Raw genomic sequence first — 11,713 nt, forward strand, 5'->3', positions numbered from 1 at the left:
GCTTTGGTTTACGAATGAATTTGATTGCTGGTATTATCAATTTTGAAGGATAGTTAACGTTTCGCAGGAAGTCTAATCAAAAAAGAGGAATTTAGGATATAATGGAATTAGTAGAATAAAAAGAGGAAGAATATGGTGAACAAGCTCGAGGGAATATTGGAAGATTTACGGGATCATGGTATTCGTGTGACGGAGGCACGTCGTTTGATGTTGGAGTATTTAATGACGAGTCATGAGCATCCGAGTGCTGAGAAAATTTATCAGGACCTGATGGATGTTTACCCGCAAATTAGTTTGGCAACGGTTTACAACAATCTCAATCTGTTTCTCAAGGAGGGATTGGTTACGGAAATCAAGATAAAAAATGATCAGACGCGGTATTATGATTTTATGGGTCATGAGCACCTCAATATCGTTTGTGAAAATTGTGGAAAGATTGCAGATTTTGAAGGAGAGCCACTGCCGGATATCTCAGACCTTGTCAGAGACCAGACTGGTTATCAGTTGCAAAAACAAGAACTTCTGGTCTACGGTCTCTGTCCAGAGTGTCAGTAAGTGGAGGCTGGATAAATTTGGGGAGCTGCCTGACGTGAATATGTCGTGATAAAATTCACTTGCCCCTTGTTTTTGACCCAGAAGTGTAGTAGAATAATGGGGACTGCTTGGCAGTACTTATAATACCTAAGGAGAATTAGAGATGGTGAAATTAGTTTTTGCTCGTCACGGTGAGTCAGAATGGAACAAGGCTAACCTCTTTACAGGTTGGGCAGATGTTGACTTGTCTGACAAAGGGACTCAGCAAGCGATTGATGCTGGTAAATTGATCAAAGAAGCTGGAATCGAATTTGACCAAGCTTACACTTCTGTTTTGAAACGTGCGATCAAAACAACCAACCTTGCTTTGGAAGCAGCAGACCAATTGTGGGTACCTGTTGAAAAATCATGGCGTTTGAATGAGCGTCACTACGGTGGCTTGACTGGTAAAAACAAGGCTGAAGCAGCTGAGCAATTTGGTGATGAGCAAGTTCATATTTGGCGCCGTTCTTACGATGTATTACCGCCAAACATGGACCGTGATGATGAGCATTCAGCTCACTCTGATCGTCGTTATGCACACTTGGATGATACCGTTATTCCAGATGCGGAAAACTTGAAAGTTACCTTGGAACGTGCTCTTCCTTTCTGGGAAGATAAAATCGCGCCAGCTTTGAAAGACGGTAAAAATGTCTTTGTTGGAGCACACGGTAACTCTATCCGTGCTCTTGTAAAACACATCAAACAATTGTCAGATGATGAAATCATGGATGTTGAAATTCCAAACTTCCCACCACTTGTGTTCGAATTGGATGACAAATTGAACGTTGTGAAAGAATACTACCTTGGACAAGACTAATCTTGTATGAGGGGAACGTCTGGGCTTTGTGCCTGGGCGTTTTTTTGATTCTTTTGAGCGATTTTTTAGGGGAAATATTTAAAGTGGGGATGCCCACTTGCTGAGGAATCTGTGGTAAAATGAAGAGAGTTTTCAAGAAAGTGCTAGGAAGAGAATGAGAAGAAAAAAGCCCGTCATTGAGCAACAAACCATCCCTGGAAGACTCTATTTAATCCTTGGGTTGGTTTTTGGTATATTTGTCATTTTAGGAGCCAGATTAGCCCATATGCAGGTTTTTAACCAGGCTTTTTATTTGGAAAAAATGAATATGGCCAGTCAAAAAATCATCAAGGCCAGTTCGGTTCGCGGGCAAATCTATGATGCCCAAGGCAAGCCCTTGGTCGAAAATGAAAGCAAGCAAGTGGTCTCCTATACCCGCAGTAATCAGGATACAGCCGAGTCTTTGAAGGAAACAGCTCGAAAAATTGACCAATTGGTGGAGGTCAAGGACGAGGATCTGAGTCAACGCCAATTAGCAGACTACTACCTGGCCGATCCAGCTGTCTATCGGGAAGTGGTGGAACAGCTGCCCAAAGATAAAAAAGTGGATGGTGAGGGGAATCCTTTAGAGGAGAAAGACCTCTACCGCAATGCTGTAGAGACAGTAACCTTGAAGCAGGAAGATCTGAGTCCAGAGGAGAAAAAAATTGCCCTGCTCTTCACCCAGCTCAATGCCATTTCCAGTTTTGGAACGGGCCACCTCCGAACAGAGGATTTGAATCCGGAACAGGTCGCCCTGGTGGCCTCCAGTAGCCAGGACATCCCAGGGATTTCCATTTCCACCAGCTGGGAACGGAAGGTCTTGGAATCGCCGCTGTCCAGCATTGTTGGTAGTGTCTCCAGTGAGAAAACCGGAATTCCAGCTGAGGAGGTTGAGGAGTACCTAAAGAAAGGCTATTCTCTCAATGACCGAGTTGGGACCTCTTATTTGGAAAAAGAATACGAAGAGGTTCTCCAAGGTAAGCGTTCGGAAAAAGAACTGTATCTGGATAAAAATGGCAACCTGGAAAAAGTAGTGACCAAGTCAGAGGGCGAAAAAGGTCAAAACCTTAAGTTGACGGTTGACCTGGATTTCCAGCAAGGAGTAGAGGACATCTTACGCAATGCCCTCCAGTCGGAGATGGATAAGGGAGCGGCGCTAGAGACGGAAGGTGCCTATGCTGTTGTCTTGAAACCAGAAGATGGTTCAGTTCTCGCCATGGCTGGAGTTAAGCAAGATCTGGAAAGCCATGATCTGGCGACAGATTCTTTGGGGACCATTACCAATGTTTTTGTACCAGGTTCGGTAGTCAAACCAGCCACCCTCACAGCTGGCTGGCAGAATGGGGCCCTGACAGGCAATGAAGTCCTAGCTGATCAAAATGTTTATGGAATTAATTCCTGGTTTACCGAAGGTAGTGTACGTGACATTTCGGCCCTGGATGCTCTGGAATATTCGTCCAATACCTACATGGTTCAGGTGGCCTTGCGGATTTTGGGAAGTCCACTGGGAACAGCGCTTTTGGATAGTCCAGAGGCTGTGAAACCAGCTATGGAGAAAATCCGTTCAGCCTTTGCCCAGTACGGGATGGGGGTCAAAACAGAAATTGACTTGCCCAATGAGTCGCTTGGCTTTTTACCAGCTGAATTTACGGTTGCAGACTATATGAATAATTCTTTCGGTCAGTTTGATAACTACACCCCGATGCAGTTGGCCCAATATGCAGCAACCTTGGCCAATGGTGGTCAGCGGATCCAGCCCCATATTGTGGCAGGTATTTATGAGAATGACGAGAATGGTGGCCTAGGCTCGGAGGTTGAGAAAAAGACTGGTCGCCTGCTCAACCAGGTATCGATTTCTCAAGAGGATATGAGCCTCTTGCAAGAGGGGATGAATCGGGTCGTTTATGGAGGTTCCGCCTTTACAACTGGGGCGACAGTTGGTCAAGGAGCAGCTGTCAGCATTGCGGCTAAGACCGGGACAGCTGAGACCTTTGTCAGCCGCGGCAAGATACGCGCGGTTAATACCAATGTCGTCGCCTATGCTCCCAGTAGTGAGCCAGAAATTGCGGTTGCGGTGGTTTTCCCTCATAATACCGATTTACTTTCCACCGTTAGCCACAGTATCACTAAAGATATTGTGAATTTATATTATTCTAAAAAATAAGGAGGAGCTATGCTCTATCCCACACCCATTGCAAAATTAATCGAAAGTTATTCCAAGCTCCCTGGAATTGGTAAAAAGACAGCCACCCGCTTAGCCTTTCATACCATTAGCATGGAGGATGAAGAGGTGGCCGAATTTGCCAAAAACCTCTTGGCAGCTAAGCGTGAATTGACATATTGTGCCATCTGTGGTAATCTGACAGATGATGACCCTTGTGCCATCTGCCGAGATGAAACACGGGATGAAACACAAATTTTAGTGGTAGAAGACAGTCGGGACGTAACAGCCATGGAAAACATTCAAGAGTACCATGGGCGTTACCATGTGCTCGGGGGATTGATTTCTCCCATGAACGGGGTTAGTCCAGATGATATTAATCTTAAATCCCTGATTAGCCGTTTGATGGATGGTCAGGTAACCGAAGTGATTGTGGCGACTGATGCGACCGCAGATGGTGAGGCCACATCCATGTATATTTCACGCATTTTAAAGCCAGCAGGCATCAAGGTCACGCGTTTGGCCAGGGGCTTAGCTGTTGGTAGTGATATTGAGTATGCGGATGAAGTGACCCTACTGAGGGCCATTGAAAACCGTACAGAATTATAGGAGTCAGACATGAAAGAAACATTAATTCTCTTGTATGGAGGTCGGAGTGCAGAGCGGGAGGTTTCCGTATTAACGGCTGAGAGTGTGATGCGGGCTGTAGACTATGACCGTTTCCAGGTGAAGACCTACTTTATTAGTAGTGAAGGGAAGTTTTATAAGACTCAGGAGTTTACCTCAACTCCAGATGCATCCGAGAAATTGATGACCAATGACCGCTTGGCTGACTTAGAAGCCCTTAACCCAGGACTTCTTTATGAAGAGGGGGCCGTTATTTTTCCCTTGCTCCATGGACCAATGGGAGAAGATGGAACTATTCAAGGATTTTTTGAAATTTTGGGCATGCCCTATGTGGGGACTGGTGTGCTAGCTTCTAGTATGGCCATGGATAAAATTTCGACCAAGAGAATTTTGGAATCCGCAGGGATTGCGCAGGTGCCTTATACGACCTTTATTGAAGGAGATGACTTGGGCTTGGCTTTGGATGAGACAGAGGTACGTTTGTCTTATCCAGTCTTTGTGAAACCGTCCAATATGGGATCCAGTGTGGGTATTTCCAAGGCTGAAGATCGGGCGTCTTTGGAGGCAGCTATCCGCGAAGCCTTGCGTTACGATAGCCGTATTCTCATCGAGCAAGGGGTGGATGCGCGTGAGATTGAGGTGGCTATTCTTGGCAACCAAGATATCCAAACTACCCTCCCTGGAGAAGTTGTCAAAGATGTTGCCTTCTATGATTATCAAGCTAAATATATTGATAATAAAATTGAGATGGCGATTCCTGCGCAAATCCCTGAAGAAGTGGCTGCTAAGATGCGAGAAGAAGCCCGTAAAGCCTTCCATGCCCTAGGTGGAACTGGTTTATCTCGTTGTGATTTCTTCTATACAAAAGATAGAGACATTTTCTTAAATGAGCTTAACACCATGCCAGGCTTTACCCAGTGGTCCATGTACCCGTTACTATGGAAGAATATGGGACTTTCCTATGAAGATCTGATTTCTAAACTAGTAGACTTGGCTAAAGAGGTTTATGCTAAACGGCAAGCGCATTTCTTTTAAGGATTGATGCGGTCACGAATAGGAGCTGGTGAGGAATCAGTATCTTTTTCAAAAAGGATCACCAGCAAAAAGACGGGCTTGCCCCGTCTTTTTATTTAAATGCGAATAGATTAGATAGAGAGACATGATGTTAACACTGAAAGAAATTCAAAGAGTTTTAAAACCGAAAAACCACCTGGTGCTGGAGGAGGATCAGGCGATTGCAAAGGTTGAGTTTGACAGCCGCTTGGTGGATATCGGAGATTTATTTGTCCCCCTCAAGGGCGCGCGGGATGGTCATGACTTTATAGATGTGGCCTTTCAACAAGGCGCTTTAGCAACCCTATCCGACAGAGAATTGGACATCCCTGAAATCTATTTTTGGGTTGAGGATGTATTGGAAGCTCTGCAGGCTTTGGCGGCCTATGTGTTAGAGAAAAGTCAGGTGGATGTATTGGCTGTCACCGGTTCCAACGGGAAGACAACCACCAAAGATATGTTGGCGCATCTGCTGGCAACAACCTTTTCAACCTATAAAACCCAAGGGAATTACAACAATGAAATTGGACTTCCCTACACCATCCTCCACATGCCCCAAGGGACTGAGAAACTGGTGTTAGAAATGGGGCAAGACCATCTGGGAGACATTTCACTCCTGTCGAAAATTGCCAAACCTAAGGCAGCGGCAGTTACCATTGTTGCAGAAGCGCATTTGGAATTTTTCAAAGATCGTAGGGAGATTGCCCAAGGTAAGTTACAGATTGCGGATGGCATGCCTGCAGGATCCCTCTTATTAGTACCGGCAGATCCTATGTTGGATGACTTGCTTCCGGATCATGTGAAAGTTAAGCGCTTTGGTGAGGGCGGTGACCTCTGCTTTAGCAATTTGGAAGAAAACCGGGCCTGGCTTCGCTTCCAAACGAACTTCTTGCAAGAACCCCTGCAAGTTCCTCTACCGGGTAAATACAATGCCAGCAATGCCATGGTCGCGGCCTACTTAGCCAAGGCTGAAGGCGTGTCTGAAGCAGCCATCGCGGAAGCTTTCCAAAGCCTCATCCTGACTAAAAACCGGACAGAATGGCGGACTGCCCAAAATGGAGCAGCTATTCTCTCAGATGTCTATAATGCCAACCCAACAGCCATGCGTTTGATTCTTGAGACCTTTGCGAGCTTGGACCGAGAAGAGGGCGGGCGGAAGCTGGCTGTCCTGGCAGATATGAAAGAATTGGGGCAGGAATCCGACCAATTGCATTTGTCGATGATTACAAGTCTCAGTCCAGAGGAACTAGACCGCGTTTATTTCTACGGCCAAGAGATTGAAAATCTGGCCAAACTGGCTGCGGAGATTTTCCCCTTGGGTTCGGTTTTGTATTACCCAACCAAGGATTTCGAAGCCTTATCGCAGGCGGTCTGTGCAGATCTTCAACCTGCGGATCAGATTTTATTAAAAGGCAGCAACTCCATGAACTTGGCTAAGATTGTGGAGGCTTTAGAAGGAGATTAAGGTATGGGGGATTTATTAACGCAACTATTTTCAACAAGACCCCTTGATTACCCTCCTCATTTGGGCTGGCAGGGACACTTTGGGTTAGTGCTGAGCCTCCCTCTGCTATTTTGGGCAGCGCGTAATCGTAAGGGGGAGAAGGCTGTCAAAAATCTCTTTATTTTGATTCTGCTAGCCTTGTATGGATTTTTCTTTCTCCGCGATTTTTCCTGGAAGACCAGTTTGCCTTTTTACCATTGTCGGCTGGCTATGTTTTTCTTATTGCTCTCGCCAGATGGCTCCAAGCTCAAACAGTTTTGGGCCTATGTTGGAGTGCTTGGTCCGGTAGTCGCTCTGGTATATCCGATACTCTATCCCTATCCGTTTTTCCATATCACCAACCTTAGTTTTGTTCTGCTCCACCAATTTCTTTTTTACCTATCGGTCAGCTACCTTTCTCATCAGCCAGAGCATGTATGGCTGACCAAGCGAGATCTAGGTTTCTATTCCTTTGTGGTAACACTAGCCATGGCGGTTGTGGCAGTGCTGACTGGTGGTAATTATGGTTTTCTGCTGAACTTGCCGATTTTAGAGAGCAGATCTATCTGGTTTAATTTTTTCTTATTAACCGTACTTTTACTTCTCAGCCTCATTGGAGTCCAAGAAGCTCTTCTTTCTTTGAAGGAAAGAAAAGAGGTTGGAGAACAGTTGGTTTAGATAAGTGTGCTATAATGGATAAAAAATTAAAGGAGTCAGAAATGGGAATTTTTTCAGGTTTGATGGGAAATGCGAGCGAAAAGGATAGTCGAAAAGTAAAAGAGGAGTTGGACAATATCCTCCTAGTAGAGGAAGAAGTGGAGATGGCCTATACCCTCGTCCGGGATTTGATTGTTTTTACCGATTACCGTTTGATTCTTGTTGACAAACAAGGAATGACCGGTAAAAAAGTATCCTATAAATCGATTCCCTACGGATCTATCTCACGTTTTACTGTTGAAACCAGTGGTCATTTTGATTTGGATGCGGAGTTGAAAATCTGGATCTCTTCTGCGGCTGAACCAGCAGAAGTGCTACAATTCAAGAGTGACACCAGCGTTGTAGCCATTCAAAAAGCCTTGGCTGCAGCGGTACTGCTAAAATAATGATTGAAAATCCTCGTTTTAGCGATTTTCTACTTCGTCTTCCGACAGAAGTGCAACTTATTTTAGCGGATATGATTCCTCGTTACCAACAGGGCTATCTTGACTATGTCTACCAAACAAAGAAAGTTGATATCCAGGCCCGACGGATTAAGAACCTGGTCAAGAATTTTCGGAAAATGGACTATACCTACGTCATGCCCATGCCCCAGGACTTGGCTTTGGAAATTACCCAGGATTGGCTATTTCCTGCGGAGTTCGTTTTTTCTCTAGGGGAGATGAAAGATGAGCTCTTATCCCCTGCTACCCGTGAGGAGAAGTACTTTGTTGTGATTTGGAATGGGGTCTTACTAGGCTATTTCCGTATCCTGCCACAAGGAGATAAACTAGACTTGTTTCTAGCTCTCAAACCAAAGTATTTGCGGCAAGGTAGGTGAGTCCATTTCTACCAAACCATTGAAGTCTTTATCAAACAGCAGGAACAAGGGACAGCCTTGCAAGTGGAGACTTTGGAACCAAAGATTCAAGAATTTTTCCGCACCTGTGGTTTCAGTTGGAGCTCTGCTGGTCAGCCTTTGATCAAGAACTTGTAGGAACTTACGCTTATTTCATAATAAATCAGTTTGAGGGGGAACTCCCCTTTTTTTCTTTTAGCCCAGATAGAAATATGATAGAATGGTAGGAAAAGGAGGGAAGAAGATGATTTTAGTCTTGATTCTGTCAGTGATTTTCCTATTGCTGCTGTTGGTGTTGGTGCTCAGTTCGATTTATGTGGTTCGTCAACAGTCGGTAGCGATTGTTGAGCGGTTTGGTCGTTATCAGAAGACGGCGACGAGTGGGATCCATGTTCGGTTGCCTTTGGGAATTGATCGTTTGGTTGCGCGGATTGAATTACGCCTGCTCCAGAGTGAGATTGTGGTGGAGACCAAAACCAAGGACAATGTTTTTGTGACCTTGAATATTGCCACTCAGTATCGGGTGAATGAGTCCAATGTAATTGATGCCTACTATAAGTTGATCAAGCCGGTTAGCCAGATTAAGTCCTACATTGAAGATGCCCTTCGTTCTTCGGTTCCTAAATTAACGCTAGATGAATTGTTTGAGAAAAAAGACGAAATCGCCTTGGAAGTTCAAAATCAAGTGGCAGAAGAAATGTCTACCTATGGTTACGAGATTGTAAAAACCCTGATTACCAAGGTTGAACCAGATGCCGAAGTCAAACAATCGATGAACGAAATCAATGCGGCTCAACGCAAACGGGTTGCAGCCCAAGAATTGGCAGAAGCCGATAAGATTAAAATCGTCACCGCCGCCGAAGCAGAGGCTGAAAAAGATCGCTTGCACGGGGTCGGGATTGCCCAACAACGGAAGGCCATTGTGGATGGCTTAGCTGAATCTATCCGGGAATTAAAGGATGCCCAGGTCAGTCTAAATGAGGAGCAAATTATGTCCATCCTTTTGACCAACCAATACCTGGATACCCTAAACAGCTTTGCGGAAGCTGGTAATTCAACGGTCTTCCTACCAGGGCAACCAGAAGGAGTGGAGGATATTCGAACACAGATCCTATCTGCCTTGAAGGCTCGTTAAATAGAACTTTACTAGTAGCAAAAAAGAGATTCACGACAATCAGTGAATCTCTTTTTTGATTACAAATCGGCTTCTTTGAAAACGACTTGACCATTTTCAAATTTTTCAATCCGGGCGAGGGAGCTAACGGGAACATCGAGATCTTCGATTAGTTGGCGTCCATCTTGGAAGGATTTTTCAATCACAATTCCGACACCGGCAATACTTGCACCCGCTTGTTGGATGATCTCAATCAGCCCCTTGGCAGCTTGACCGTTGGCCAGGAAGTCATCAACAATCAAGACCCGATCATTTTCGTTGAGGAATTTGCTGGCAATGGAGACGGTTGAGGTTACCTGTTTGGTGAAGGAATAAACCTCTGCTGTCAAAATTCCTTCGGTCATGGTGATGTTTTTATGTTTTTTGGCGAAAATCATCGGAACTTCTAAGCTCTCCGCAACATAGATAGCTGGGGCGATACCAGACGCTTCGATAGTGACAACCTTGGTAATTCCCTTATCGCGGTAACCATCGGCCAATACCTTGCCCATCTCCTTCATCAACTGATAGTCGACCTGGTGGGTTAAGAAGGAATCGACCTTGAGGATATTTTCTCCCAAGACATTTCCATCCTGTAAAATACGCTGTTCTAATAATTGCATGATAGCCTCCATTTATGAGATATTTCCATTATATCAGATTTTTTAAAGAAAATGGTTCCTTTTATAGAATAAAATAAGCAAAAAGCGAACGTTTATTAAGCTTATTGCAGGAAATGTATTGAATTTCTCTTATTTTTCTGTTACACTAGGTCTATTCTTTTTAAAAATAGAAGGAGGGGACCATGTCTCACAACACCCAAAAAGAAGAAGTCGCAATGATGCTTTATGGAGTTGAGGATAGACCTCCCAAAGGTCTGGCGATTCTCTTGGCTTTGCAACACATTCTGGCTGCCTTTGCAGGAATTATCGCTGTTCCCTTGGTCGTCGCTTCGGCCTTGGGCCTTCCGGTTGAACAAACATCAGCCCTCGTTTCAGCCGCTATTTTTGTCGCTGGTCTAGCAACCATCCTACAATCGAAAGGATTGGGACCGATTGGGGCGCGTGTTTCTGGTATGATGGGAACGGACTTTACCTTTGCCAATCCAGCGATTAGCGTTGGTAGTCAATTCGGTTTAGCCGGAGTGGTTGGAGCGACCATTGCAGGATCCTTTGTGGAGATCATCCTTAGTCGTTTTATCAAACCCCTGATGCGCTTTTTCCCGCCGTTAATTACTGGAACCGTGGTTACCCTGATTGGGATTACCTTGTTGCCCGTAAGTATGGACTGGGCTGCCGGTGGTGTTGGCTCGAGCGATTATGGTTCGGTTGAGAATGTCAGCATTGCCTTTGTCGTGATGCTCTTCACCCTCTTCCTCAACCACTACGGTAAAGGAATGTTGAAAACCGCTTCCGTCTTCTTTGGGATGGTGTTTGGCTATGTCCTCTGTGTCTTTCTTGGAAAAGTGGATTTGTCCGCTGTGAGCGATGCTGCTTGGGTGGCCCTTCCAAATGTTTTTGGTTTTGGTGTCCGCTTTGAACTCTCTGCTATTTTGGCCTTTATTCCAGCCTATGTGGTATCGCTGATTGGTACTGTGGGGATTATGATGGCGATCGGTGAAGCATCTGGTCAAAAAATGACTTCTGAACGAGCAGCTAACGGTGTGTTAGCCGATGGTGTTGGCTCTCTCCTAGCAGGTATCTTTGGCGCTGGTCCCAACACAGCCTTCTCGCAAAACGTTGGTTTGATTGCCCTCACCAAGGTTGCCAGCCGTCAAGTGATGATTTTAGCCGGAATTATCTTGGCCTTGTTAGGGGTCTTTCCAAAAATCTCAGCTTTGATTTCAATCATGCCTCAGCCTGTACTTGGTGGGGTTGGTGTGATTATGTTCGGTTTGGTAGCAGCTCAAGGGGTTAAGACCTTGGCGACTGTCAAAATGGGTGACCGGGAACTCTTGATTATCTCACTGGCCTTTGCCTTGGGAATTGGAGTAACGGTTCGTCCAGAGTTGCTCAGCAATTTGCCTCAGGCCTTGCAAATGATTTTTTCATCAGGAATTTCAACAGGAACCATTGTGGCCTTGATTTTGAACCAAGTCTTAAAAGAAAAATAAGCTTTTCAAAGGGAGTGGGACAGAACTAAATTTGAAAGAATTTAGTTAATTCGCTTTCTTAATTTTGGGCTCATGCTGAGGCTGGGACAAAAACCCCTCTGACTAACGCAAAAAAGCAACGGTTTTAAAGCCGTTGCTTTTTGCCTTATGGAGA

12 protein-coding genes are annotated in these 11,713 nt (G+C 45.1%); 11 read left to right on the top strand and 1 reads right to left on the bottom strand.

Going from position 1 to position 11,713, the window contains the following annotated elements; all coding sequences use genetic code 11:
- The first annotated feature begins 132 nt into the window (after window positions 1-132).
- From N4310_RS05065 to N4310_RS05110, 10 genes are all read left to right on the top strand, one after another.
- Window positions 133-555: a Fur family transcriptional regulator gene (locus tag N4310_RS05065; RefSeq protein WP_262092315.1), complete on the top strand. Its 423-nt coding sequence runs from the start codon at window positions 133-135 to the stop codon at window positions 553-555.
- Window positions 556-697: 142 nt separating this feature from the next.
- Window positions 698-1,393: a phosphoglycerate mutase gene (locus N4310_RS05070; protein ID WP_179924589.1), complete on the top strand. Its 696-nt coding sequence runs from the start codon at window positions 698-700 to the stop codon at window positions 1,391-1,393.
- 154 nt (window positions 1,394-1,547) lie between these two features.
- Complete coding sequence (locus N4310_RS05075; protein WP_262092316.1) at window positions 1,548-3,578, top strand: penicillin-binding protein 2; 2,031 nt, start codon at window positions 1,548-1,550, stop codon at window positions 3,576-3,578.
- A 9-nt stretch (window positions 3,579-3,587) separates the two neighbouring features.
- Entirely contained in the window at window positions 3,588-4,184 is a 597-nt protein-coding gene (gene recR, locus N4310_RS05080) for a recombination mediator RecR (protein ID WP_160332140.1), read from the top strand.
- Between the two features lie 9 nt (window positions 4,185-4,193).
- On the top strand, window positions 4,194-5,237 hold the full coding sequence (locus N4310_RS05085; protein WP_262092317.1) for a D-alanine--D-alanine ligase: 1,044 nt from the start codon (window positions 4,194-4,196) through the stop codon (window positions 5,235-5,237).
- Window positions 5,238-5,361: 124 nt separating this feature from the next.
- Window positions 5,362-6,720 carry a UDP-N-acetylmuramoyl-tripeptide--D-alanyl-D-alanine ligase gene (locus N4310_RS05090; RefSeq protein ID WP_262092318.1) on the top strand — a complete coding sequence of 453 codons (1,359 nt, stop codon included), beginning with the start codon at window positions 5,362-5,364 and terminating at the stop codon, window positions 6,718-6,720.
- 3 nt (window positions 6,721-6,723) lie between these two features.
- A complete protein-coding gene (locus N4310_RS05095) occupies window positions 6,724-7,416 on the top strand; it encodes a TMEM164 family acyltransferase (RefSeq protein ID WP_262092320.1) in 693 nt (230 codons plus the stop codon).
- 41 nt (window positions 7,417-7,457) lie between these two features.
- Entirely contained in the window at window positions 7,458-7,841 is a 384-nt protein-coding gene (locus tag N4310_RS05100) for a PH domain-containing protein (RefSeq protein WP_262092321.1), read from the top strand.
- The gene (locus tag N4310_RS05105) at window positions 7,841-8,275 is read left to right on the top strand and encodes a hypothetical protein (RefSeq protein WP_237397558.1); all 435 of its coding nucleotides are present in this window, start codon (window positions 7,841-7,843) and stop codon (window positions 8,273-8,275) included. The genes N4310_RS05100 and N4310_RS05105 overlap by 1 nt, the downstream gene beginning before the upstream one ends.
- 262 nt (window positions 8,276-8,537) lie before the next feature.
- Window positions 8,538-9,428, top strand: coding sequence for an SPFH domain-containing protein (locus N4310_RS05110; RefSeq protein ID WP_160332134.1), 891 nt, complete (start codon window positions 8,538-8,540; stop codon window positions 9,426-9,428).
- A 59-nt stretch (window positions 9,429-9,487) separates the two neighbouring features.
- Here the strand turns inward: N4310_RS05110 and N4310_RS05115 are convergent, their stop codons facing one another.
- Complete coding sequence (locus tag N4310_RS05115; RefSeq protein WP_160332133.1) at window positions 9,488-10,069, bottom strand: xanthine phosphoribosyltransferase; 582 nt, start codon at window positions 10,067-10,069, stop codon at window positions 9,488-9,490.
- 182 nt (window positions 10,070-10,251) lie between these two features.
- On the opposite strand from N4310_RS05115, the gene N4310_RS05120 reads away from it, so the two are divergent.
- Complete coding sequence (locus tag N4310_RS05120) at window positions 10,252-11,559, top strand: nucleobase:cation symporter-2 family protein (RefSeq protein ID WP_262092322.1); 1,308 nt, start codon at window positions 10,252-10,254, stop codon at window positions 11,557-11,559.
- Window positions 11,560-11,713: the final 154 nt, after the last annotated feature.

Origin of the sequence: Streptococcus danieliae (genome assembly GCF_025447695.1) — a bacterium.
Lineage (GTDB): Bacteria > Bacillota > Bacilli > Lactobacillales > Streptococcaceae > Streptococcus > Streptococcus danieliae.

Excerpts from the sequence above, each read along its gene's own strand:
- N4310_RS05095 (WP_262092320.1), top strand. The coding sequence starts at position 6,724 with ATGGGGGATTTATTAACGCAACTATTTTCAACAAGACCCCTTGATTAC.
- N4310_RS05120 (WP_262092322.1), top strand. The coding sequence starts at position 10,252 with ATGTCTCACAACACCCAAAAAGAAGAAGTCGCAATGATGCTTTATGGA.
- N4310_RS05110 (WP_160332134.1), top strand. The coding sequence starts at position 8,538 with ATGATTTTAGTCTTGATTCTGTCAGTGATTTTCCTATTGCTGCTGTTG.
- N4310_RS05100 (WP_262092321.1), top strand. The coding sequence starts at position 7,458 with ATGGGAATTTTTTCAGGTTTGATGGGAAATGCGAGCGAAAAGGATAGT.
- N4310_RS05105 (WP_237397558.1), top strand. The coding sequence starts at position 7,841 with ATGATTGAAAATCCTCGTTTTAGCGATTTTCTACTTCGTCTTCCGACA.
- N4310_RS05070 (WP_179924589.1), top strand. The coding sequence starts at position 698 with ATGGTGAAATTAGTTTTTGCTCGTCACGGTGAGTCAGAATGGAACAAG.
- recR (WP_160332140.1), top strand. The coding sequence starts at position 3,588 with ATGCTCTATCCCACACCCATTGCAAAATTAATCGAAAGTTATTCCAAG.
- N4310_RS05065 (WP_262092315.1), top strand. The coding sequence starts at position 133 with ATGGTGAACAAGCTCGAGGGAATATTGGAAGATTTACGGGATCATGGT.
- N4310_RS05090 (WP_262092318.1), top strand. The coding sequence starts at position 5,362 with ATGATGTTAACACTGAAAGAAATTCAAAGAGTTTTAAAACCGAAAAAC.
- N4310_RS05075 (WP_262092316.1), top strand. The coding sequence starts at position 1,548 with ATGAGAAGAAAAAAGCCCGTCATTGAGCAACAAACCATCCCTGGAAGA.
- N4310_RS05085 (WP_262092317.1), top strand. The coding sequence starts at position 4,194 with ATGAAAGAAACATTAATTCTCTTGTATGGAGGTCGGAGTGCAGAGCGG.
- N4310_RS05115 (WP_160332133.1), bottom strand. The coding sequence starts at position 10,069 with ATGCAATTATTAGAACAGCGTATTTTACAGGATGGAAATGTCTTGGGA.